This window comes from Streptomyces sp. KM273126, from assembly GCF_004337435.2.
In the GTDB taxonomy this organism is placed as follows: domain Bacteria; phylum Actinomycetota; class Actinomycetes; order Streptomycetales; family Streptomycetaceae; genus Streptomyces; species Streptomyces acidicola.
The window spans coordinates 2,027,926-2,052,188 of record NZ_SJXB02000001.1; the positions used below are offsets into that span (position 1 = coordinate 2,027,926).

The 24,263-nt window shown below is 67.7% G+C and carries 18 protein-coding genes and 1 pseudogene; 12 read left to right on the forward strand and 7 right to left on the reverse strand.

Features of this window, described 5'->3' with window-relative positions; genetic code table 11:
• Positions 1-204: 204 nt before the first annotated feature.
• The 4 genes from rplI to rpsF form a co-directional block, all read right to left on the reverse strand.
• On the reverse strand, positions 205-651 hold the full coding sequence (rplI, locus tag E0500_RS08725; protein WP_131558452.1) for a 50S ribosomal protein L9: 447 nt from the start codon (positions 649-651) through the stop codon (positions 205-207).
• 18 nt (positions 652-669) lie between these two features.
• Entirely contained in the window at positions 670-906 is a 237-nt protein-coding gene (gene rpsR, locus E0500_RS08730; RefSeq protein WP_003949403.1) for a 30S ribosomal protein S18, read from the reverse strand.
• Positions 907-988: 82 nt separating this feature from the next.
• Entirely contained in the window at positions 989-1,561 is a 573-nt protein-coding gene (locus E0500_RS08735; protein WP_131558450.1) for a single-stranded DNA-binding protein, read from the reverse strand.
• A 76-nt stretch (positions 1,562-1,637) separates the two neighbouring features.
• Positions 1,638-1,928: a 30S ribosomal protein S6 gene (rpsF, locus tag E0500_RS08740; RefSeq protein ID WP_131558448.1), complete on the reverse strand. Its 291-nt coding sequence runs from the start codon at positions 1,926-1,928 to the stop codon at positions 1,638-1,640.
• Positions 1,929-2,192: 264 nt separating this feature from the next.
• Between rpsF and E0500_RS08745 the strand changes: the two genes are divergently transcribed.
• From E0500_RS08745 to E0500_RS08755, 3 genes are all read left to right on the forward strand, one after another.
• Positions 2,193-2,507: a hypothetical protein gene (locus E0500_RS08745; RefSeq protein WP_131558446.1), complete on the forward strand. Its 315-nt coding sequence runs from the start codon at positions 2,193-2,195 to the stop codon at positions 2,505-2,507.
• Positions 2,508-2,719: 212 nt separating this feature from the next.
• Positions 2,720-3,838: a peptidoglycan bridge formation glycyltransferase FemX gene (gene femX / locus E0500_RS08750; RefSeq protein WP_131558444.1), complete on the forward strand. Its 1,119-nt coding sequence runs from the start codon at positions 2,720-2,722 to the stop codon at positions 3,836-3,838.
• Positions 3,839-3,936: 98 nt separating this feature from the next.
• Positions 3,937-4,968, forward strand: coding sequence for an alanine racemase (locus E0500_RS08755; protein ID WP_131558442.1), 1,032 nt, complete (start codon positions 3,937-3,939; stop codon positions 4,966-4,968).
• Between the two features lie 100 nt (positions 4,969-5,068).
• Here E0500_RS08755 and E0500_RS08760 read toward each other — a convergent pair whose 3' ends face one another.
• A complete protein-coding gene (locus E0500_RS08760; RefSeq protein ID WP_131558440.1) occupies positions 5,069-6,583 on the reverse strand; it encodes a glycosyltransferase family 87 protein in 1,515 nt (504 codons plus the stop codon).
• 141 nt (positions 6,584-6,724) lie between these two features.
• Entirely contained in the window at positions 6,725-9,382 is a 2,658-nt protein-coding gene (locus E0500_RS08765) for a transglycosylase domain-containing protein (protein ID WP_131558438.1), read from the reverse strand.
• A 373-nt stretch (positions 9,383-9,755) separates the two neighbouring features.
• Between E0500_RS08765 and E0500_RS08770 the strand changes: the two genes are divergently transcribed.
• The 3 genes from E0500_RS08770 (at position 9,756) to E0500_RS08780 (ending at position 12,947) form a co-directional block, all read left to right on the forward strand.
• The gene (locus tag E0500_RS08770) at positions 9,756-10,436 is read left to right on the forward strand and encodes a PadR family transcriptional regulator (protein WP_131558436.1); all 681 of its coding nucleotides are present in this window, start codon (positions 9,756-9,758) and stop codon (positions 10,434-10,436) included.
• Between the two features lie 44 nt (positions 10,437-10,480).
• A complete protein-coding gene (locus E0500_RS08775; RefSeq protein ID WP_131558434.1) occupies positions 10,481-11,563 on the forward strand; it encodes an inositol-3-phosphate synthase in 1,083 nt (360 codons plus the stop codon).
• A 121-nt stretch (positions 11,564-11,684) separates the two neighbouring features.
• Positions 11,685-12,947, forward strand: coding sequence for an MFS transporter (locus tag E0500_RS08780; protein WP_131558432.1), 1,263 nt, complete (start codon positions 11,685-11,687; stop codon positions 12,945-12,947).
• 225 nt (positions 12,948-13,172) lie between these two features.
• On the opposite strand, the gene E0500_RS08785 is transcribed toward E0500_RS08780, so the two are convergent.
• Positions 13,173-14,615 (reverse strand): CCA tRNA nucleotidyltransferase, encoded by a 1,443-nt coding sequence (locus E0500_RS08785; protein ID WP_131558430.1) that lies wholly within the window; start codon positions 14,613-14,615, stop codon positions 13,173-13,175.
• 232 nt (positions 14,616-14,847) lie between these two features.
• Between E0500_RS08785 and E0500_RS08790 the strand changes: the two genes are divergently transcribed.
• The 6 genes and pseudogenes from E0500_RS08790 (at position 14,848) to trxB (ending at position 24,225) form a co-directional block, all read left to right on the forward strand.
• The gene (locus tag E0500_RS08790; protein WP_131558428.1) at positions 14,848-17,238 is read left to right on the forward strand and encodes a DUF6049 family protein; all 2,391 of its coding nucleotides are present in this window, start codon (positions 14,848-14,850) and stop codon (positions 17,236-17,238) included.
• 44 nt (positions 17,239-17,282) lie between these two features.
• Positions 17,283-19,534, forward strand: a pseudogene (murJ, locus tag E0500_RS08795) (murein biosynthesis integral membrane protein MurJ).
• A 118-nt stretch (positions 19,535-19,652) separates the two neighbouring features.
• Positions 19,653-21,377, forward strand: coding sequence for a protein kinase family protein (locus E0500_RS08800; RefSeq protein ID WP_131561791.1), 1,725 nt, complete (start codon positions 19,653-19,655; stop codon positions 21,375-21,377).
• A 24-nt stretch (positions 21,378-21,401) separates the two neighbouring features.
• Positions 21,402-22,118, forward strand: a complete 717-nt coding sequence (sigM, locus tag E0500_RS08805) for an RNA polymerase sigma factor SigM (RefSeq protein WP_131561793.1) — start codon at positions 21,402-21,404, stop codon at positions 22,116-22,118.
• Positions 22,115-23,077 (forward strand): anti-sigma factor, encoded by a 963-nt coding sequence (locus E0500_RS08810; RefSeq protein ID WP_131561795.1) that lies wholly within the window; start codon positions 22,115-22,117, stop codon positions 23,075-23,077. The genes sigM and E0500_RS08810 overlap by 4 nt, the downstream gene beginning before the upstream one ends.
• Before the next feature lie 176 nt (positions 23,078-23,253).
• Positions 23,254-24,225, forward strand: a complete 972-nt coding sequence (gene trxB, locus E0500_RS08815; protein WP_131561805.1) for a thioredoxin-disulfide reductase — start codon at positions 23,254-23,256, stop codon at positions 24,223-24,225.
• Positions 24,226-24,263 lie beyond the last annotated feature (38 nt).

Below are 24,263 nucleotides of genomic sequence, written 5' to 3' on the forward strand. Positions count from 1 at the left end.
ATGCAGTTTCGGCAGCGCCGTGGTCCGAGTCGAGCCGCCCGCGTGCTAGGTGAAACATCGCCCCGCTTCCTGCCTGTTTCACGTGAAACAGGCAGCCATTCCACACACGGAGACTGGTTCGGCTCCCTCTGAGGCGCCAGGCAAGCAGTGGGGGCCGCACCCCGAAGGGTGCGGCCCCGGATACCGCTTCAGCGAGCGCGGCGCTTACGCCGCAACGACCTCGATGCTGACCTTGGCGGCCACCTCGGGGTGCAGACGCACGGACGTCTCGTGGGCACCCAGCGTCTTGATCGGCGTGACCAGCTCGATGCGGCGCTTATCGACCTCGGGGCCACCGGAGGCCTTGATCGCCGAGGCGATGTCGGCCGGGGTGACGGAACCGAAGAGACGACCGGCGTCGCCGGAGCGAACGGCCAGGCGGACCTTGACACCCTCGATCTGGGCCTTGACCTGGTTGGCCTGCTCGATGGTCTGAATCTCGTGGATCTTGCGAGCGCGACGGATCTGCTCGACGTCCTTCTCGCCGCCCTTGGTCCAGCGGATCGCGAACTTCCGCGGGATCAGGTAGTTGCGAGCGTAGCCGTCCTTGACGTCGACGACTTCGCCCGCGGCACCGAGGCCGGAGACCTCGTGGGTGAGGATGATCTTCATGAGTAGGTCACCCTTCCCTTAGCGCGCGGTGGAGGTGTAGGGCAGCAGCGCCATCTCACGGCTGTTCTTCACGGCCGTGGCGACGTCACGCTGGTGCTGCGTGCAGTTGCCGGTCACGCGGCGGGCACGGATCTTGCCGCGGTCGGAAATGAACTTCCGCAGCATGTTCGTGTCCTTGTAGTCCACGTACGTGACCTTGTCCTTGCAGAAAGCGCAGACCTTCTTCTTAGGCTTGCGCACAGGCGGCTTCGCCATGGTGTTTCTCCTGTGTGATCAAGAAGTTTAGGGTGCGGCCCCGCCCCTCGCCGTGATGGACCGGTATCCCGATCCCCAAGGCCTAGAAGGGGGGCTCGTCCGAGTAGCCGCCACCGCCGCCGGAGCCTCCGCCCCAGCCGCCACCGCCCTGGTTGCCACCGGCGGGAGCGCCGGTCGCCCACGGGTCGTCGGCAGGAGCGCCGCCGCCCTGCTGGCCGCCGCCGGAGCCTCCGCCCCAGCCACCGCCACCCTGGCCGCCCCCGCCGCCGTAACCGCCCTGGCCACCGCGGCCGGCGGTCTTGGTGACCTTGGCCGTGGCGTTGCGCAGGCTCGCGCCGACCTCGTCGACGTCGAGCTCGTAGACCGTGCGCTTGACGCCCTCACGGTCCTCGTAGGACCGCTGCTTCAGCCGGCCCTGCACGATGACGCGCATGCCTCGCTGAAGCGACTCGGCGACGTTCTCCGCCGCCTGACGCCAGACCGAGCAGGTCAGGAACAGGCTCTCGCCGTCCTTCCACTCGTTCGTCTGGCGGTCGAAGGTGCGGGGCGTGGACGCGACACGGAACTTCGCGACCGCCGCACCGGAAGGGGTGAAGCGCAGCTCGGGGTCGTCGACAAGATTGCCGACGACCGTGATGACGGTCTCGCCTGCCATGGGGAACCTCTCGGCGGGTTTGCTGCTGGCTGCTTGTGGTGCTACTCGATTCCCGAGATCAGCTGAGCGGGAGTGCTCAGTGGGTCTCGGGGCGGAGGACCTTGGTCCGGAGGACCGACTCGTTCAGGTTCATCTGGCGGTCGAGCTCCTTGACGATCGCAGGCTCGGCCTGCAGATCGATGACCGAGTAGATCCCCTCGGGCTTCTTCTTGATCTCGTACGCGAGACGACGACGGCCCCAGGTGTCGACCTTCTCCACCTTGCCGTTGCCCTCGCGGACCACGGAGAGGAAGTTCTCGATCAGGGGGGCGACAGAGCGCTCCTCCAGATCGGGGTCGAGGATGACCATCACCTCGTAGTGACGCATGTGGAACCCACCTCCTTTGGACTCAGCGGCCACGGTCGTTCCGTGGCAGGAGGGTTGTGATGCGTACGCAACGGTATCGGCCGCCACTGACAATCGGGGGTCCCGGCTGAGATCCCCCGTCGTGGCCTGGGCAGACACCAGTGCAGACGGTAAAGAGTACCCGCATCCCCGCTTCCGGTTGAAATCAGGCGGTGGGGACCGTCAATCTGTACAGATCGGGTGAGTAAGGCGCTACCATGCGCCGCCTTCCGCAGGAGGTGCCCCATGGCACAGACAATGCGACCCAACATCGCCGGATCCCTGTTCGCCACCGATCACAAGCCCCACCCCGTGCAGGACACCCTGGTTGCCGTGACGCTTGTGCTCGGGGTGGTCTCCTTCGTCACGGCGATGTTCGACCATCTGCACCTGCTCAGTTCCTGGACAGGTCTGGTGGGGATCTTGACCGGAGCGTACGGGCAGTTCATCTCGGAGACGACCCGTGAGCGCTTCGGTCTGATCGTGGGTCTCGGTGCCTCGGCAGTCGGCTTCTTCCTCGGCATGGCACATGGCGGCCTCTTCGGGGGGATCATCGGCTGACCCCGTCGCGGCGGCTGACGGATCGTCGACGGACTCCCCGGCCGACGACCCGTCAGCCGGCCGCACAACACCTCGCGGCGTCCCGGCCACGCACCGGTCGGAGCCCAGGTTGCATACGGCCAGACGGCGCGCTCGCAGGGCGCAGTAGGCTTCGGCGCTAGAGCCGGAGCCCCTGTACCCATGGGGACACACCAGCCCGAGGAGCGCCCCGAATGAGCCTGACCCTGAGGACGATCAGCCGAGAGCAGCATCTGGCGTACATCCAGAGCCTGCCGGCGGCGAGCCACATGCAGGTCCCGGCCTGGGCTGACGTCAAGGCGGAGTGGCGCTCCGAGAGCCTCGGCTGGTTCGACAAGACGGGCGAGATGGTCGGTGCGGGCCTCGTCCTCTACCGGCAGCTGCCCAAGATCAAGCGCTATCTCGCCTATCTGCCCGAGGGCCCGGTCATCAACTGGTTCGCGCCGAATCTCATCGACTGGCTGGAACCGATGCTCGCCCACCTCAAGCAGCAGGGCGCCTTCTCCGTGAAGATGGGCCCGCCGGTGATCATTCGGCGCTGGGAGGCCGGGTCCATCAAGAAGGGGATCCAGGACCCGGACGTGAAGCGCCTGCGCGACATCGAGGCCGACTTCATCGAGCCGCGTGCCTTCGAGGTCGCCGACAAGCTGCGCCGTATGGGCTGGCAGCAGGGCGAGGACGGAGGGGCCGGCTTCGGTGACGTCCAGCCCCGCTATGTCTACCAGGTGCCGCTCGCGAACCGATCCCTGGAAGAGGTCCACAAGAACTTCAACCAGCTGTGGCGGCGCAACATCAAGAAGGCCGAGAAGGCAGGCGTCGAGGTCGTCCAGGGCGGCTACCACGACCTGGAGGAGTGGCAGCGGCTGTACGAGATCACGGCTGTGCGCGACCGCTTCCGGCCCCGCCCGCTGTCGTACTTCCAGCGCATGTGGACGGCCCTCAACACGGAGGACCCCAATCGCATGCGGCTGTACTTCGCCCGGCACAACGGCGTGAACCTGTCGGCGGCGACGATGCTGGTCGTCGGTGGGCACGTCTGGTACTCGTACGGCGCGTCGGACAACATCGGGCGTGAGGTCCGGCCCTCGAACGCGATGCAGTGGCGGATGCTGCGTGACGCCTACGCCCTCGGTGCGACCGTCTACGACCTGCGCGGCATCTCCGACTCGCTGGACGAGACGGACCACCTTTTCGGCCTGATCCAGTTCAAGGTCGGGACGGGCGGGCAGGCAGCCGAATACCTGGGTGAGTGGGACTTCCCGCTCAACAAGCTGCTCCACAAGGCGCTCGACATCTACATGTCGCGCCGCTGACGCGGTCCGGTATCGCCCCGCCGGTCCGGCGGATGCATCACAATTGCGCTTCATACCTCTGATACACCGCAGCCACGAGAAAGGTTCCGGGACCGGCCATGGCGCTCACGCTCTACGTCGACACCGCGCGCTGGCGGGCACACCACAAGCACGTGCAGGAGCAGTTCCCGGGGCTTGTCCCCGTCTGCAAGGGCAACGGCTACGGCTTCGGCCACGAGCGGCTGGCCGAGGAGGCCACGCGCCTCGGATCGGACATCCTCGCCATCGGCACCACATACGAGGCCGCCCGGATCAAGGACTGGTTCAGCGGCGACCTGCTGGTGCTCACGCCGTTCCGGCGGGGCGAGGAGCCGGTGCCGCTGCCCGACCGCGTCATCCGCTCCGTGTCGTCCGTGGACGGCGTGTACGGCCTCGTGGGCGCCCGCGTGGTCATCGAGGTCATGTCCTCGATGAAGCGGCACGGTGTGAGCGAGCAGGACCTGCCGCAGCTCCACGCCGCCATAGAGAACGTCCGCCTGGAGGGGTTCGCCCTCCACCTGCCGCTGGACCGCACCGACGGCTCTGACGCCGTCGAGGAGGTCATCGGCTGGATGGACCGCCTGCGCGCGACCCGACTGCCGCTCCACACGATGTTCGTCAGCCATCTCAAGGCCGCCGAACTCGTCCGCCTGCAGCAGCAGTTCCCGCAGACCCGCTTCCGCGCCCGCATCGGCACGCGGCTGTGGCTGGGGGACCACGAGGCGACCGAGTACCGGGGCGCCGTCCTGGACGTCACCCGGGTATCCAAGGGCGACCGCTTCGGCTACCGCCAGCAGAAGGCGGCCTCCGACGGCTTCCTGGTGGTCGTGGCGGGCGGTACGTCGCACGGGGTGGGTCTGGAGGCCCCGAAGGCGCTGCACGGCGTCATGCCGCGCGCCAAGGGCGTCGCCCGCGCCGGCCTCGCCACGGTCAACCGGAACCTTTCTCCGTTCGTCTGGGGCGGCAAGCAGCGCTGGTTCGCGGAGCCGCCGCACATGCAGGTGTCGATCCTCTTCGTGCCCGCGGACGCCCCGGAGCCCCAGGTTGGCGAGGAACTGGTGGCCCACCTGCGGCACACCACCACACAGTTCGACCGGATCGTCGACCGCTGACCGGACGGTCACGGGCCGAGCGGAGCCTCGGTTGCCGGATCGCGCCCAGTACGCAGAAGGCCGTACACGGAGCCCGTGTACGGCCTTCTGCGTACCTTCCCTACACCTTGTTCGCTGAGGGCGAACTCCCACCGGTGCCGTGGCCGCCCCACTCGACGTGCGGCCCGTCGAGGTGCGCCGCATGCCTCGGGGGATGAGCCGCCGCGCCGAGCACGAAGACGTCCTCCGCGCCGTCCAGTACGCCGCCCGCCGGATCGTCGTCGCCGGCCCGGCGCACCACATCACGCTCCGGCAGGTAGACGTCCCGTACGACGACGGCGCACAGGTACAGCGTTCCCAGCAGGTGGACGGCGATGGCGAGTTGGTAGCCCTCGGTCGGGAGCCCCTTGTGGGCGTCCCCGCTGGTCGTGTACGCGAGGTACATCCAGATCCCGAGGAAGTACGCGACCTCGCACGCCTGCCAGATCAGGAAGTCCCGCCAACGCGGCCTGGCCAGCACGGCGAGGGGGATCAGCCAGAGCACGTACTGCGGCGAGTAGACCTTGTTGGTCAGGATGAAGGCCGCGACGATCAGGAAGGCGAGCTGGGCGAAGCGCGGTCGGCGCGGAGCGCTGAAGGCGAGCGCGGCGATGCCGCCACACGCGACCACCATCATGATCATTGCGGAGGTGTTGGCCGCGGCCGCGGTGATCTGGATGTCGAACCGCTGCGAAAGGATCAGGAAGATCGAGCCGAAGTCGACTCCGCGCTCACGGCTGAAGCTGTAGAACTTGGCCCATCCCTCCGGAGCGAGGAACATCACCGGAAGGTTGACGACGAGCCAGGCACCGACGGCACCGAGCAGCGCCGTACCGAACTCCCGCCACTTGCCCGCCCGCCAGCACAGGACGAAGAGCGGTCCGAGAACCAGGAACGGATAGAACTTCGCGGCCGTCGCGAGCCCCACCAGCACGCCGAAGGCGAGGGGGCGCCGACGCGACCACATCAGCAGCGCGGCGGCCAGCAGGGCGACAGCGAGTAGGTCCCAGTTGATGGTGGCCGTCAACGCGAACGCGGGCGCGAGCGCGACCAGGAGGCCGTCCCAGGGGCGTCGACGCTGAGTGCGTACGGTGCAAACGGCGATGACTGCTGTGCACACCATCAGCATCCCGGCATTGACCATCCAGTACCACTGCTCCTGGTCCTGGATGCTGCCGCTGCCCGGAGTGAGCCAGGAGGCGACCTCCATGAACACACCGGTCAGCACCGGGTACTCCAGGTACTGCATGTCGCCGGGGATCTTGTCGAAGTACGGCACAAGCCCGTCGGCGAAGCCCCGCCCCTGGTAAAGGTGCGGGATGTCCGAGTAGCACGCGTGCGTGTACTGGGAGCTCACCCCGAAGAACCAGGCACCGTCGTAGCAGGGCAGCTTCTGCACCATACCGAGGGCGAACATGCCGATCGCCACGAGCGCGACCACCCGCACGGGAGTCCACCAGGACGTCCCGAGCAGTGCGCGCCGCCCGATAGGTCCGCCGATGAGCTCACTGCCGTTCGCGGCGACCCTGTCCTCCTTGGTCGGCTGCACCGGCTCCGGCTCGTCCACGCTCACTCGCGTCGTGTCTGCACTGGGCATGTCGCACATCCTGCCGTACGTACCTGGGAACACGTCGAGGGCCGCCGTACCCGGTGGGGTGCGGCGGCCCTCGTTTCACGTGAAACACCTCACGGCGGATGTTTCACGTGAAACACCCTCGTTCGTGACCATCCACGGCGACTAGCCGTTCGGGCCTGCGAAGATGCCTCCGTTGTTGCCATTGCCTCTGGTGTTGCCCTCGGATTGGCTCGGTGAGGCGCTCGAACCGCCGTCCGTCCCTCCGGTGTCCGTCCCACCCGTGTCGTTGCCACCCGTGTCGTTGCAGGTCGGGTCGAACGGGTTGTTACAGGTCTCGGACTGCGAGGGCGACGGCTCGGCCTCGCTCTCGCTCGGCGTGGGGCTGGGCTCGGGGCTCTCCTCTTCCGTTTCGGTCGGGGTCGGGGTCGGGGTCGGGTCCGGAATGTCGTTGACGATCTCACCAATGGGCTCGGGCTTCGGGAAGTCCTCTACCGGCTCACCCTTGAGTGCCTGCTCCATATAGTCGTGCCAGATTTCGGACGGGAACGAAGCACCGTGGATCGACTCCTGATCGCCGGTCCCGTACATCTGCAGGAACTCACGCTCCTTGCCGGAGGCGTTGTCGTCCATGCGGTACATGCCAATCGCCGTCGACAGCTGTGGTACGTACCCGACGAACCAGGCGGACTTGTTACCGTCGGTGGTACCGGTCTTGCCCGCCACGTCACGACCGGGCAGCTGGGCATTGGTGCCTGTTCCGTCCTCTACCACGGTCTTGAGGACGTCGGTGACGTTGTCGGCGACCGGGGCCGTGAAGGCCGTCTTGGTCTCAGCGACCTCATCGTGATTGAAGACCGTGCCGTCCTGGCTCGTGACCTCGGTGACCGAGTACAGATCACGCTGCTTGCCGCTGGCCGCGAAGGTGGCGTACGACCCGGCCATTCGGATCGCGCTCGGGTCGGAGATGCCGATCGAGAAGGACGGGAAGCTTGTGCCGGTCAGACTGCTCTCGAGGAGACCCGCGTCCACCGCGGCCTCCTTCACCTTGTCCAGGCCGACGTCCATGCCGAGCTGGACGAACGCGGAGTTGGCCGAGACCCTCATCGCTTCGCGAAGGTCAATCTTGTTGTCGGGCGGCGATCCGTATGACTCGTCCCCGTCGTTCACCTGCAGCCACTCCTGGTCCTTCTCGTTTCGCCAGATCTCCCCGTCGTAAGTCCTGATCTTCAGCTTGTTCTTACCGCTGTACAGGCTTTTCGGAGAGGCGATCGTGCGCTCGTCCTGCGGCTGAGTCGGGAGGCCGTCCTTGTCGCGCACACCCCACTTCATGGCGGCCGCCAGGACGAACGGCTTGAAGGTCGACCCGACTTGGGCACCGGTCACGTCGCAGTTGTTGGTGAAGTGCTTGGTCGCGTCCTCGCCGCCGTAGCAGGCCTTGATCGCGCCGGTGGCCGGGTCCACGGACGCCCCGCCGAACTGCACGTGGGTGTCCGTCTCCGGGCGCTCCTTGGGCTTGATGTTCGCCTTTTGAACCTTCTTCACCGCGGCTTCGAGCTCGTCGACCTTCTTCTTCTCAAAGGTCGTGTAGATGGAGTACCCACCCTGCTGGAGCTTGTCGGCGCTGACGATGTCGTTGTTGATCAGGTAAGCCTTGGCCAGGTCGACCAGGTAGCCGACTTGGCCGCTCAACTTGTTGTTCGCGCGCGGATTCTTCCACTTGGGGAGCTTGGTGTACTTGGCCCGCTCTGTGGCGCTCAGATGGTCGTACTCGACCATCTTGTCGAGGGTGTCCTGCATCTGCCGCAGGGCTCGCCTGCTGTTGTCCTGGGGGGTCGCTGCCGGGTCGATGGATGTCGCGCCCGCGGGGTCGTAGTACGTGGCGCCCTTGAGCGTCGCCGCCAGGAAGGCACACTCGCCCGCGTTCAAGCTGACGGCGTCCTTGTTGAAGTACGCGCGCGCGGCAGCCTGGATGCCGTAAGCGTTGCGGCCGTAGTAGGCGGAGTTCAGGTAGCCGGCCATGATTTTGTCTTTGTCCATGTCGGTGCCGACCTTGATGGAGACGAACAGCTCCTTGAACTTTCGGGAGATCGTCTGTGACTGATCGTCCAGCATCGCGTTCTTCACGAACTGCTGGGTGATCGTGGAGCCGCCCTGGGTCTCACCACCCTTGGCCATGTTGAGCACGGCACGCGCGATGCCCATCGGGTCGATGCCGTTGTCCTCGTAGAAAGTCTTGTTCTCCTGCGAGATGACCGCATACTGCATGTTCTTCGGGATCTGCGAGAGGTTGATGATCTGCCGGTTCGTCTCACCCCCTGTCGCGACCATCTCAGAGCGGTCCGCCCAGTAGAAGACGTTGTTCTGTGACGTCGCCGTCTGTTGGACGTCCGGAACGTTCACCCAGGCGTATCCCACACCCGCGAGAGCCAGCAGACCACCGAAGAAGCCGATGAAGAGTCCGGTCACCAGCTTCCACGACGGCACCCAGCGGGCACCGCCGTATTTCCCGGCGCGCGGGTAGTCGATGATCCGTTTCCTGTCGGGCGGCGCGGCACGCCCTCTGCCACGCCCGGGACCTCGTCCGGCGCCTTCGGGTGCCGCTCTGCGGCGGCCACCCCCTCCGCTTTTCTGGGCTGCCCGCCGGGCCTCGGCACGACCGCCGTAAGGGCGATCCTCACCTCCCAAGTCATGGGAGCCTGAAGGAGACCCGGTGGCGCCTCGCGGTGCCGCGCGGCGGCCGGAGGACGCCGACTGGCCGCGTCGGGCCGCGGCTCGTCCGCCTCCCTGCGGCTGCGTCGGTTTGCGACGGTGCTCACTCATCGAACGACTACTCCTCGGGCAGGCGCACCCGTGCGCGCCTGGAAACGGCGGCTGGTTTCCTGTCCCCCCGAAGTACGGATGCGGTCGTGTTGGCATTCATCCGTACTGCACCAAGGACGACGACGTGCTCGGAAGTCACTCGGTTCCCGGTGGTGTGCATGGCGCACAGACTACGCACCACCAAAACCCTCCGAGCACCGAACTTCACCCCAAACCAGGCAACTTGCCTCCAACTTATCGGTGATGTGATCCCGTTCACCGCGCCCCCTCTTGTCGCAGCCGGACGGGCAACCTATCGTCGAGATGTATCGAGTCGATACATCAGCTCGGCATAAAGACGTGACGGCGAGGCCGCGGCAGAGAGGAGGCGACGATGAGCCGGCGTTCCGGAATCCTTGAGTTCGCCGTACTCGGGCTGCTCCGCGAATCTCCGATGCACGGCTATGAGCTGCGCAAACGACTCAATACGTCACTGGGTGTGTTCCGTGCCTTCAGCTACGGGTCGCTCTACCCCTGTCTCAAGACGCTGGTCGCCAACGGCTGGTTGATCGAGGAATCAGGGGGCGCGCAGGAGGACGCTTCCGCCGCTCCGCTCACGGGGCGCCGGGCCAAGATCGTCTACCGATTGACGGCGGAAGGTAAGGAACACTTCGAGGAGTTGCTCTCGCAGACGGGTCCGGACGCGTACGAGGACGAGACCTTCGCGGCTCGCTTCGCCTTCTTCGGGCAGACCTCCCGTGATGTGCGCATGCGCGTCCTGGAGGGCCGTCGCAGCCGTTTGGAGGAACGGCTGGAGAAGATGAGCGCCTCCCTGGCGCGCACCCGGGAGCGCCTCGACGACTACACGCTTGAGCTCCAGCGCCACGGGATGGAGTCCGTGGAGCGCGAAGTGCGCTGGCTGAACGAGCTCATCGAGAGCGAGCGGGCAGGCCGGGACCGGAAGGGTCCCGGCCACGGAGAACCCGCTCGCGACACCACAGAGGGAGCGCCGGGCGTCCTGCCCCGGCCCGGGGGCGACCCCGGACCGGATACGCCCGGCGACACCGCCACGTGAGGCCCCTGCCAGGGCCTCACTCGTACACACAGGGAGCAACCGGAATGGGTTCGGTTCGCGTAGCCATCGTCGGCGTGGGCAACTGCGCCGCATCGCTGGTGCAGGGAGTCGAGTACTACAAGGACGCCGATCCGGCGTCCAAGGTCCCCGGCCTGATGCATGTCCAGTTCGGCGACTACCACGTCCGTGACATCGAGTTCGTCGCCGCCTTCGATGTCGACGCCAAGAAGGTCGGCCTCGATCTCGCCGACGCCATCGGCGCCTCCGAGAACAACACCATCAAGATCTGCGACGTGCCCAGCACCGGCCTGACCGTGCAGCGCGGCCACACCCTCGACGGCCTCGGCAAGTACTACCAGGCCACCATCGAGGAGTCCGAGGAGGAGCCGGTCGACGTCGTCCAGGTCCTCAAGGACAAGCAGGTCGACGTGCTCGTCTGCTACCTGCCCGTGGGTTCCGAGGACGCGGCCAAGTTCTACGCCCAGTGCGCCATCGACGCCAAGGTCGCGTTCGTCAACGCCCTTCCGGTCTTCATCGCGGGCACCAAGGAGTGGGCGGACAAGTTCACCGAGGCGGGCGTCCCGATCGTCGGCGACGACATCAAGTCGCAGGTGGGCGCCACCATCACGCACCGCGTCATGGCGAAGCTCTTCGAGGACCGGGGCGTCGTCCTGGACCGCACGATGCAGCTGAACGTCGGCGGCAACATGGACTTCAAGAACATGCTTGAGCGCGAGCGCCTTGAGTCCAAGAAGATCTCCAAGACGCAGGCCGTCACCTCGCAGATCCCCGACCGGGACCTCGGCGAGAAGAACGTCCACATCGGCCCGTCCGACTACGTGGCCTGGCTCGACGACCGCAAGTGGGCATACGTCCGCCTTGAGGGCCGTGCCTTCGGTGACGTCCCGCTCAACCTTGAGTACAAGCTTGAGGTGTGGGACTCCCCGAACTCCGCGGGCGTCATCATCGACGCCCTTCGTGCCGCGAAGATCGCCAAGGACCGCGGGATCGGCGGCCCCATCCTCTCCGCGTCCAGCTACTTCATGAAGTCCCCGCCGGTCCAGTACTTCGACGACGAGGCCCGCGAGAACGTGGAGAAGTTCATCAAGGGCGAGGTCGAGCGCTAGCAGCGCTCAGGGCGCTTCGCTCCGGCACAACGGGGCGTCGAAGCACCTCGCGTCGATTCCTGCTGAGGGTCCCCGGGTCGCATGGCCCCGGGGACCCTCCCCGTATGTGAGGCTGTGCCTCATGTCCGTCGTGCGTGACCTGCGCGTCCTGCTCCGCTTCCGGAACTTCCGGCGCCTGCTCGCCGTACGGCTGCTGTCCCAGGGCGCCGACGGCGTCTACCAGGTCGCGCTCGCCGCGTACGTCGTCTTCTCACCGGAGAGGCAGACGTCGGCAGCCGCGATCGCCTCGGCGATGGCGGTTCTGCTCCTCCCGTACTCGCTCATCGGCCCGTTCGCCGGTGTCCTGTTGGACCGCTGGCGACGCCGTCAGGTCCTCCTGTACGGCAACCTGCTGCGTGCCGCCCTGGCCTGTGTGACAGCCCTCCTTGTGCTGAGCGCTGTGCCGAGCTGGCTCTTCTATGTCTCCGCGCTCTGCGTCACCGCGGTCAACCGGTTCGTCCTGGCCGGGCTCTCGGCGGCCCTGCCGCGCGTGGTGGACGCCGATCGCCTGGTGATGGCCAACTCCCTCTCCCCGACGGCCGGCACACTCGCCGCGACCGCGGGCGGCGGACTTGCCTTCGTCGTACGGCTGGTGGTGGCGAACTCCGACGCCGCGGTGGTCCTCCTCGGCGCAGCCCTGTACCTGTGCTCCGCCCTCGCCTCTCTGCGCATGACGCGGGAACTGCTCGGGCCCGAGCCGGACTTGGTGCAACCACGGCTACGAACGGCACTCACCGGCACCGCACGGGACCTGGTGGCGGGCATACGGCATCTCGCGGAGCCCCAACGGCGGGAAGCCACCTGGGCCCTGGCCTCGATGACGCTGATGCGGTTCTGCTACGGCGCCCTGACGGTCATGGTGCTGATGCTGTGCCGGTACGCCTTCTCGTCCGACGCCAAAGACGGGCTGGCACTGCTGGGCCTTGCTGTGGCGATCTCGGGAGCGGGCTTCTTCGCAGCGGCCGTGGTGACCCCATCGGCGGTCTCGCGGCTCGGACCGGGCATATGGATCGCCACCTGTGCCGCCGCCGCGGCCGTTCTGGAGCCCGCTCTGGGGCTGCCGTTCGCCGAAACCCCCATACTGATCGCGGCGTTCGTCCTTGGCCTCGTCACTCAGGGCGCCAAGATCGCCACGGACACGATCGTCCAGTCCACGATCGACGACGGCTTCCGTGGCCGGATCTTCTCGGTTTACGACGTGCTATTCAACGTGGCTTTCGTCGGTGCCGCCGGAGTGGCCGCCCTCATGCTCCCTCCTGACGGCCGCTCAGCCGCCCTGGTGGTAACAATTGCCGTTGTCTACGCGGCGATTGCAGCGGCCATGGCCCGCTTTGAGCGGCAGTAAGTGTCACGCCAACGCCACAGTGCGCAAGGGGTACCTGGGTCAGGGCCACGCCGAGAGCACCTCCGCGGGCAGCCGCATGCACAACAAGACTGACGCCAGAACGACCGAGGGGCGATGTTTCACGTGAAACATCGCCCCTCGGTATCTGCGCGATCGCTCCCCCGGGGTCATGTTTCACGTGAAACATGACCCCGTTTCACGGCTCGGCCCCAGTCGTCCGCAGGTTCAGCCTTGCTCGGTCCACCACTCCTTGAGTGCCGACACCGCCGCGTCGTGCCCCATCGGACCGTTCTCCAGCCGCAGCTCCAGCATGAACTTGTAGGCCTGCCCGACGACCGGGCCGGGACCGACACCCAGGACCTCCATGATCTGGTTCCCGTCGAGGTCCGGACGGATGGCGTCCAGCTGCTCCTGCTCCTGGAGTTGCGCGATGCGCTCCTCCAGGCCGTCGTACGCACGCGACAGGGCGTTCGCCTTGCGCTTGTTCCGCGTGGTGCAGTCGGAGCGGGTCAGCATATGGAGACGGTTCAGGAGCGGGCCGGCGTCGCGCACATACCGGCGGACCGCCGAGTCCGTCCACTCCCCGGTCCCGTAGCCATGGAAGCGCAGGTGGAGTTCGACCAGGCGCGCGACGTCCTTGATCAGTTCGTTGGGGTACTTGAGGGCGGTCATCCTCTTCTTGGTCATCTTGGCGCCCACCACCTCGTGGTGATGGAAGGAGACCCGGCCGTCCTTCTCGAAGCGACGCGTCTTCGGCTTACCGATGTCGTGCAGCAGCGCGGCGAGCCGGAGCGTGAGGTCCGGGCCGTCCTCCTCCAGCTCCATCGCCTGCTCCAGCACGATCAAGGTGTGGTCGTAGACGTCCTTGTGCCGGTGATGCTCGTCGCGTTCCAGCCGCAGCGCCGGAAGCTCGGGCAGCACGTGGTCCCCGAGCCCGGTCTCGACCAGCAGCCTCAGGCCCTTACGCGGGTGCGCGGAAAGAATCAGCTTGTTCAGCTCGTCCCGGACCCGCTCCGCGGAGACGATCTCGATCCGCCTGGCCATCTCGGTCATCGCGGAAACGACGTCCGGGGCCACCTCGAAGTCGAGCTGGGCGGCGAAACGGGCAGCCCGCATCATCCGCAGGGGATCGTCGGAGAAGGACTCCTCAGGGGTGCCGGGCGTGCGCAGCACACGCTCCGCAAGATCTTCCAGGCCACCGTGAGGATCGATGAACTCCTTCTCGGGGAGGGCCACGGCCATCGCGTTCACGGTGAAGTCACGCCGTACGAGGTCCTCCTCGATGGAGTCTCCGTAGGACACCTCCGGCTTGCGCGAGGTCCGGTCGTACGCCTCCGACCGGTACGTGGTGACCTCGATCTGGTAGCCGTCCTTCTGGGCCCCCACCGTGCCGAAAGCGATGCCGACCTCCCACACAGCGTCCGCCCAGGGCCGCACCATCTTCAGTACGTCCTCGGGGCGGGCGTCCGTCGTGAAGTCCAGGTCGTTGCCAAGCCGGCCCAGGAGTGCATCGCGGACCGAGCCGCCGACAAGGGCGAGCGAGAACCCGGCCTCCTGGAAGCGGCGGGCGAGGTCATCGGCAACAGGGGACACCCGCAGCAGTTCACTCACCGCACGGTGCTGCACCTGGCTCAGGGCACTGGGCTTTTCTTCGTTGGCGTTCGGCACAACAGAAAAGGGTACGTGCCCCGGCGACCCGGAGCGCCTCCATGGAACGTGCACAGTCGTCCCCCACAGTCGCTCCCTGGTCGCTCCCTTTAATACGCACACATACGGGACACTCATGGTCCCGTAGCCGATCTTGTGAGGCAGACCGCGGCACTTCCCCTCGGCGCACATCGTTACCATGCGTGGACGCACATTCCGACGACCACTGACACGACGAGGGACGGGCGAACGCGTGGCCGAGGCGGCAGACACCCAGGGGACGAGTCCCTCACCTGCCCGCCGGTGGCTCCGGCGTACCGGGGCACTGGTCGCCGGGGCGCCGCTGCTGGCCGGGCTGCTCCAGCTGCCCGCCGCCCCGGAGGCACACTCTGCGGAGAGCTCCTCGCTGGCCAAGGCTGGCGGGTCGAACGCGGTCGACGTCGCCCTGGACTCACTCACCCCCAGTCTCCCCACCGACGGCGACACCGTCACCATCTCCGGCACGGTCAGGAACAACGGCAAGCAGCCGGTCACGGATGCCCACGTGGGCATCCGTGTGGGCGGGTCCCTGTCCAGCCGTGCAGCGATCGACGCCGCAGCCAAGCGCGGCGCCTTCAACCAGTACTCCGACGGGACCGAGGTCGGCGGGAAGTACGTCGAGAAGTTCTCCCGGCTCACCCCGGGCGTCGCCCAGTCCTTCAGCATCTCGGTCCCCGTCAAGGAGCTGGACCTCGGTGCCGACGGCGTCTACCAGCTCGGGGTCTCCCTCACGGGCCGGACCGCGGCCACGCCCTACGAACGCGTGCTCGGCATCCAGCGGACCTTCCTGCCCTGGCAGCCGGACACGGCGGACACCAAGACGAAGACGACATACCTCTGGCCCCTCATCTCCACCTCCCATCTGATGGCGGAGACCGGTCCGGGCGAGCAGCAGACGCCCGTTTTCCAGAACGAGGACCTGGCCCACGAGATCTCGCCCGGTGGCCGACTGGACCAGCTGCTGAGCCTGGGCAAGGAACTCAACATCACCTGGGTGATCGACCCGGATCTCCTGGCCTCCGTCGACGCGATGACGCGCAGCTACCGGGTCAAGAACGGCAACGAGACCACGGCCGGCAAGAGCCAGGCGGTCGCCAAGCGGTGGCTCGCCGGACTGGAGAAGGCCGTCCAGGGCGAGGAAGTCGTCGCCCTCCCCTTCGCCGACCCCGACATCGCCTCTCTGGCGCACAACGGCAAGAACGTCACCGGCTCTCTGAGCCACCTCAAGGACGCCACCGACGTGGCCGCCGACACCGTCGAGACCGTGCTCCACGTGAAACCGGAGACGGACTTCTCCTGGCCCGTGGACGGCGCCGTCGACCCGTCGATCGTCAAGGTCGCCACCTCGGCGGGCGCCGACAAGGTGATCGCCCGCAGTGACAGCCTCCAGGACACCAGAAACCTGACGTACACGCCGAACGCTGCCCGCCCCATCGGCGGCGGCACCACGGCGGTCGTCGCGGACTCACGACTGTCGACGGCGTTCCAGGGCGACATGACGAAGGCCGACAACGCGACGCTGGCCGTGCAGAAGTTCCTCGCACAGAGCCTGATGACCGACCTGCAGGCCCCGGACAAGCAGCGCAGCGTGGTGATCGCCCCACAGCGCATGCCAACCGCGAGCCAGGCCCAGACGATGGCGCAGGCCCTCACAGCTCTCCAGAACGGAAACTGGTCGCAGTCCCAGGACCTGTCGGCGGCCGCGGACGCCAATCCCGACCCGAATGCCACCACGAAGGTCCCAACGACCGCCGCGTACCCCGCCTCCCTGCGCAAGCAGCAGCTGCCGACATCGGCCTTCGAGACGATCCTGGACACGCAGGTCGATCTCAACCGCTTCAAGGTGGTCCTCACCGACAAGTCCCGCGTCGTCACGCCCTTCGGACGGGCCATGAACCGGGAAATGTCCACCTCCTGGCGCGGCCGCGCCACCGAGGCCGGGCTCTACCGCGACAGCGTGCAGTCCTACCTGGGCACCCTCACCGACCAGGTCAGGCTGATCGAGAAGTCGGAGACAAAGCTCTCGGGCCGCAGCGCCACGATCCCTGTGACGGTGCAGAACAACCTCGTGCAGGGCGTCGACAAGCTGGTGCTGCGCCTCACGTCGTTGCAGCCGAAGCGCCTGGAGATCGACGGCAAGGACTACGCGGAGCAGACCATCCGGGTCTCGGGCGGACACAGCCAGTCGGTGAAGTTCGACACCAACGCCAACGCCAACGGCGAGGTCGCCGTGGAGGCGCAGCTCTACACGGAGGACGGCCAGAAGTATGGTCCCTCCGTCACGTTCGACGTGAACGTCACCGAGTTCACACCCACGGTGATGCTGGTCATCGCCGGCGGAGTCCTCCTGCTCGTACTCGCCGGCTTCCGGATGTACACGCAGCGCAAGCGCGCGGCGGCACAGCAGGCCGAGGAGGAGGGCACCGAGGAGGAGACCGCGGTCGAGGAGACGAGCGACACCGCAGTCCTCGCGGCGGACGGACTCAAGGAGGAGTCCCGCGCGCGGTCCGGGGGAGACGAGCCGGGGCACCCGAGTGACCCGGCGACGGACACCGCACTGGAAAGCGCCGACCCGTCCGGCACGGGTGAGAGAGTGGACCGTTGAGCGATGTCGTGGCCAGTGGCCAGGGACGATGAGGTGGGGTAAGGATGAACGCGCCGTACGACGGTGACCGCGGTCAGGGCGCGGCCGACTCGGGCTACCCCGAGCGCCCGCAGCCCGGGCCGGGCCATGTCCCGCCGCAGCCCCACACCGACCTGTACCCGCAGGACGCCCAAGGACCGGACGCCTACGGCCAGGACCCCTACCGGGCGCAGGACCTCTCCGCCCAGGACCCGGTCACCGAGGCGTTCTACGACCGCGCCGCCCACCCCCGCCGCCTCCGGGCACGTACCCGCCGCAGCAGCCGCTCTACGCCCAGCCGCCGTCCTCCCCGTACGCCCCCGACCCGCGGGTGTGGGCACAGACCCCGCCGCCCGAGCCCGAGGGGCCGTCACAGCATCTGCCGTACGGCGACGACCCCCGTACGACGCAGTTCGTGGGCGTGGACGATCTCGTGACGCGGGCCGGGCAGCAGCGTCACGAGCCCGATGCCTTCGCCCATCTCTTCCGCGACCAGCAGCAGGGCGGTGCGCACGGACCCAGCGGCGCGCACGCACCCATGGGTCAGCCTTCTGTACCGGGTCCCGCCCAGCCGTCGATGCCCGCCCAGGGCTCCGAACCGGAGCAGACCGCCTCTGCGCCCGCTCCCGCGCCTCCGGCGAAGAAGGGCGGCCGCGCCTCGGGGCTGCTGAAGTCCAGCGCCGTGATGGCGGCCGGCACCATGGTGTCCCGCCTCACCGGGTTCATCCGCTCCGCGATGATCGTCTCCGCGCTGGGCCTCGGCCTCCTGGGCGAGTCCTTCCAGGTGGCGTACCAGCTGCCGACGATGATCTACATCCTGACGGTCGGCGGCGGACTCAACTCCGTCTTCGTGCCGCAGCTCGTGCGCGCCATGAAGGAGGACGACGACGGCGGGGAGGCGTACGCCAACCGGCTGCTGACTCTGGTCATGGTGGTCCTCGGCCTGCTCACCGCGGCCACGATGTTCGCGGCTCCGCTTCTGGTCCGCGCCCTGTCGAACCCCCTCGCCACCAACCCCTCGGCCAACGGGGTCGCCGTCACCTTCACCCAGTACTTCCTGCCCTCGATCTTCTTCATGGGCATCCACGTGGTGATGGGGCAGATCCTCAACGCCCGCGGCCGGTTCGGCGCGATGATGTGGACCCCGGTCCTGAACAACATCGTCATCATCGTGACCCTGGGAGCGTTCCTCTGGGTCTACGGCAGCGCGGCCAACTCGCACATGACCGTCGAGAACATCCCGCCGGAGGGGGAACGGCTCCTCGGTATCGGTGTCCTTCTCGGTCTCGTCGTCCAGTCCCTCGCGATGATCCCGTACCTGCGGGAGACGGGCTTCAAACTGCGCCTGCGCTTCGACTGGAAGGGCCATGGCCTGGGCAAGGCCGCGATGCTCGCCAAGTGGACGATCCTGTTCGTCCTCGCCAACCAGGCGGGCGCCCTCGTCGTCACCCAGCTCGCCACCGCAGCGGTCACGGACACGAACATCCCCGGCACCGGTTTCAGCGCCTACGCCAACGCCCAGCTCATCTGGGGTCTGCCGCAGGCGATCATCACGGTCTCCCTGATGGCCGCCCTGCTGCCGCGGATCTCGCGTTCCGCCGCCGAGGACGACCCGGGTGCCGTCCGCGACGACATCTCCCAGGGCCTGCGCACGACCGCCGTCGCGATCGTGCCCATCGCCTTCGGGTTCGTCTCTCTCGGCATCCCGATGTGCACCCTGATCTTCGGCTCCTCCGGCACCGGCTCGGCCACGAACATGGGCTACATGCTGATGGCGTTCGGCCTCGGTCTGATCCCGTACTCCGTGCAGTACGTCGTGCTGCGTGCCTTCTACGCGTACGAGGACACCCGGACGCCCTTCTACAACACGGTCATCGTGGCGGCCGTCAACGCCGGGGCGTCCGCGGTCTGCTTCCTCGTGCTGCCGGCCCGGTGGGCCGTGGTGGGCATGGCTGCCGCGTACGGACTGGCGTACGCGACCGGTGTCGGCGTGGCCTGGCGTCGGCTGCGCAAGCGGCTGGGCGGTGATCTGGACGGGGCCAGGGTGCTGCGGACGTACGCGAGGCTGTGCATCGCCTCGGTGCCCGCGGCCCTGCTCAGCGGTGCCGCCTGCTACGGCATCACCCGCACTCTGGGACAGGGCGTCGGTGGCTCGATGCTCGCCCTCGTCGGCGGCGGAATCGCTCTGCTCGGTGTCTTCTTCGTCGCGGCGCGACGGATGCGCATCGAGGAGCTCAACTCAATGGTCGGCATGGTCCGCGGGCGCCTGGGACGCTGAGGCGGGGGTAAGCGCACAACCATCGTCCGCCGTCGTGTGTCGCTCATAGCGACGGACTGTGGGCACAATTGGCTTTGGCGTCGGACAACGCGCAACGGATGGGGAGGCAGGAACGACGGTGGCGGAACGGAGCACGGCTGCCGTCGACGTGGCAGACAACAGCGGCGACAAGCCGCTGACCGCAGAGGCGGACCAGTCCACGGCCGACGGGGTGGCCCAGAACCGGGAGCGGGACACGGACAGCGCGGCGAGCGAAGAGGCACAGGGGAGCGGCGGCACCGAGGTCGGGAAGACCGCACCGCCCGAACTGCACAGCGGCCACAAGCTCGCCAGACGCTACCGGCTAGAAGAGTGCGTCACCCGTCTGGACGGTTTCAGTAGCTGGCGTGCGGTGGACGAGAAACTCCGCCGCGCCGTCGGCGTACACATCCTGCCGGCCGACCACGCCCGGGCACGCTCGGTGCTGGCGGCGGCACGCTCGTCCGCTCTGCTGGGCGACCCACGCTTCGTCCAGGTCCTGGACGCGGTCGAGGAGAACGACCTCGTGTACGTGGTGCACGAGTGGTTGCCGGACGCGACGGAGCTGACGGCACTGCTCGCCTCAGGCCCGCTGGAGCCGCACGACGCCTACCAGATGGTCTCCCAGGTCTCCCACGCCATGGCCGCCGCGCATCGCGAGGGCCTTTCCCATCTGCGGCTCACCCCCAGTGCCGTGCTCCGCTCCGGCTCGGGTCAGTGGCGCATCCGCGGGCTCGCGGTGAACGCCGCGCTGCGCGGGATCAGCTCCGAGACCCCGCAGCGCGCCGACACGGAAGCGATCGGCGCCCTGCTCTACGCCGCGCTCACCCAGCGCTGGCCGTACGAGGAGGACGCATACGGCCTCTCCGGCCTGCCCAAGGACGTCGGGCTCATCGCTCCCGACCAGGTGCGGGCCGGCGTCCACCGCGGCCTGTCGGAGCTCGCCATGCGCGCGCTTGTCAACGACGGCGCGACCGCCTCCCGCCACGAGTCCGCCTGCACGACGCCGGAGGACCTGGTGAAGGCGATCGGCGAGATGCCCCGCATCCGCCCCCCGGAGCCCGCGTTCACCGCGCCGCCCGAGTACCAGCGCACCAACTACCACCAGGGGACGTACGGCCGCCAGACGCCCCACCCGGGCGTCACACAGCCGATCCAGCCGCCGCCCCCGCTGCAGAGTCGTACCGGCAAGGCGCTCAAGTGGGCCGTGTCCGCACTCCTCATCGCTGCCCTGGGCCTCGGCAGCTGGCAGCTTGCCGACGCCCTCATGGAGCAGGGCGGCAAGTCGTCGGACGACACGAACACGAACCAGACGACGGATGGGAACGACAAGGACGGCAGCAAGACCAGGCCGACCAAGCCCATAGCGATCAAGGGCGCCGAGGAGTACGTGGCGGAAGGCTCCGCCCAGGCACCCGGGGACGTGGGCAACACGTACGACGGCAAGAGCTCCACGTACTGGCGCACCAAGAGCTACAACGAAGGCCCTACTCTCGCGCCGTACAAGGCCGGCGTCGGCATCGTTTACGACCTCGGCTCGGCCAAGGACGTCTCAGCCGCGTCGATAGGGCTCCGCTACAGCGGCAACCACACGACGATTCATCTGTACGCCGCGGATTCGCTGACCCCCTCGACGTCCGTGGACGGAATGAAGAAAATCGGCACCGTAACGACGAGCGGCACCACCGCGAGCGTGAAGGCATCAAAATCGGTGAAGACACAGTACGTACTCCTGTGGATCACTGATGTGCCCTACGCTCCGGGCGACGACTACAGCGGTTCCGGCTTCAAGCAGGCCATCACCGACGTGACGTTCAAGGGCTGACAGCGCACTGAGGGGAGGGGCCGGATGGCAGACGGCGTCGGTCACGACGGGGTGAGCGATCAGGAGCTCCTCGCCCGCCATGTCGAGGGCGATCCGGAGGCCTTCGGTGAACTCGTGCGGCGGCACCGGGACCGGCTGTGGGCGGTGGCGCTGCGCACGCTGGGGGACCGCGAGGAGGCAGCCGACGCGGTCCAGGACGCGCTCGTATCCGCCTACCGGGCCGCTCACACCTTCCGTGGCCAGTCGGCCGTCACGACCTGGCTGCACCGCATCACGGTGAACGCCTGTCTCGACCGGGCCCGCAAGGCCGCCTCGCGGAAGACCTCGCCCGTCGACGACACCGAGCGCCTGGAGCAGCTCTTGGAGCCGCACGAGTCGGCGTCCGCTCCGGCAGAGCGCAACGACCTGCACCGCCAGCTCCTGGAGGCACTGGGAACCCTGCCCGCCGACCAGCGTGCCGCCCTGGTCCTGGTGGACATGCAGGGCTACCCGGTGGCGGAGGCGGCCAGGATCCTCGACGTGCCGACCGGCACCGTGAAGAGCCGTTGCGCCCGTGGGAGAGCCAGACTGCTCCCCTTGCTCACCCATCTCCGTGCGGACGGCGGCGCAGGCGCGGACAGCAAGAAGTCGGCGGGGAGAAGGAACCGGACGCAGGGGACATCCGTCCCACCCGCAGCAGGACCACATGATGCAGGGCCAAGCGATTCAGCTGCTGTGAAGGGCGGAGGTGGGCGAGCGTGACATCCACGACCGACGCGGCCGAGCACCCGGAGATCACGGAGCTCTCCGACCTCACCGAAGGTCTGCTCCCGCCGTCTCGTACCGCGAACGTGCGACAGCACCTGGACGAGTGCCCGCTGTGCGCCGACGTGTACGCCTCGCTGGAGGAGATCCGCGGCATGCTCGGCACGCTGCCGGGGCCACCACGCATGCCTGCCGAAATCGCCGGCCGCATCGACGCAGCCCTGGCGGCCGAAGCTCTGCTGAACTCCACGGCACCCGACCCCCACGCCACGACAGCGCAGGGACCTGCCGAGGCGTCGCGTCCGGAGCTCGACGAGAACAGCGGCGCGCATGTTTCACGTGAAACATCGCCGTCGGCGGACCGACCCGCGGGTCACTCCCGCGGGGCCACGGGCCCTGGTCGACCGGGCCGCAAGCGCAGCGCCCGCCGGAGGGTCGTCGTAGTGAGCGCCGTCTTCACGGTTGCTGCCCTGGGGCTCGGCACGCTGCTCGCCCAGTCCATGGGGGAATCCAGCTCCGGAGACAATCCCGGGACAGAGCACCGCCAGGACGCGAGCACGTTCTCCGGCGACACAGTGAAGAACCAGGTGGAAACTCTCCTCGCCGAGAACCACACCGAGGGGAAGGCTTCCGGAGGCCGGGACGACTTCGGCACCAGCACCAAGCCTCCGGGCTCCAAGACCGATGGGCCGCACAAGACCCTCACAGCGGTCGACGTGCCCGGCTGCATCGCCGAAGGCATCGGCCGCAGCGAGAGCCCGCTGGCGGCCAAGGAAGGCGAGTACAAGAAGGCAACCGCGTATCTCGTGGTCATGCCCGATGGCTCCAACACCGACCGCGTCACTGCGTACGTCGTCGACGCCGCCTGTGTGGGCAAGACTCCCGCATCCCCCGGTGACGTCCTGCTGAAGCACTCCTATCCACGCCCCTCTGCAGCGCCTTCCACCGGTCGCTGAGCTGCCGCGTCCCGACACCGACCACCCTTGGCATCCCTGCGCGATGCCGGGGCTCCGTGTGCCCGGACACACCGGGAATGCACGCCCCGTAGGATCCGTTGGGTGGGGTGAGAGTTATGAGAGAAGCTCCCACCGGCAGCAGTAGGCAGCAGTCTCCAGAGACGAGGAATCAAGCCGTGAGCGACGTCCGAAACGTGATCATCATCGGCTCCGGGCCCGCCGGCTACACGGCGGCGCTCTACACCGCGCGCGCGTCGCTGAAGCCGCTGGTGTTCGAGGGCGCCGTCACCGCGGGTGGCGCGCTCATGAACACCACCGAGGTGGAGAACTTCCCTGGCTTCCAGGACGGCATCATGGGCCCCGAGCTCATGGACAACATGCGCGCCCAGGCCGAGCGCTTCGGTGCCGAGCTGCTTCCCGACGACGTGGTTGCCGTCGACCTCAGCGGTGAGGTCAAGACCGTCACGGACACCGCGGGCACCGTGCACCGTGCCAAGGCGGTCATCGTCGCCACCGGCTCCCAGCACCGCAAGCTCGGGCTGCCCAATGAGGACGCTCTCTCCGGTCGAGGCGTCTCCTGGTGCGCCACCTGCGATGGGTTCTTCTTCAAGGACCAGGACATCGCGGTGATCGGTGGCGGTGACACCGCCATGGAGGAGGCCACCTTCCTCTCCCGGTTCGCCAAGTCCGTGACGGTCGTCCACCGCCGGGGCACCCTGCGGGCCTCCAAGGCCATGCAGGAGCGCGCCTTCGCCGACCCGAAGATCAAGTTCGTCTGGGACAGCGAGGTCGCCGAGATCAAGGGCGACCAGAAGCTGGCCCACCTGACGCTGCGCAACGTGAAGACGGGCGAGACGTCGGAGCTGCCGGTGACTGGCCTGTTCATCGCGATCGGCCACGACCCGCGTACGGAACTCTTCAAGGGCCAGCTCGACCTGGACGAGGAGGGCTACCTGAAGGTCGACGCCCCCTCCACCCGGACGAACCTGACCGGTGTCTTCGGCGCCGGTGACGTCGTCGACCACACGTACCGCCAGGCGATCACTGCAGCCGGCACCGGCTGCTCCGCCGCCCTCGACGCCGAGCGTTTCCTCTCCGCTCTCGCTGACAGCGGGCAGGCCGCCGAGCCCGAGAAGACCGCCGTCTGACCCCCATCCGCCCCACCGCACCAACCACTTAAGGAGCA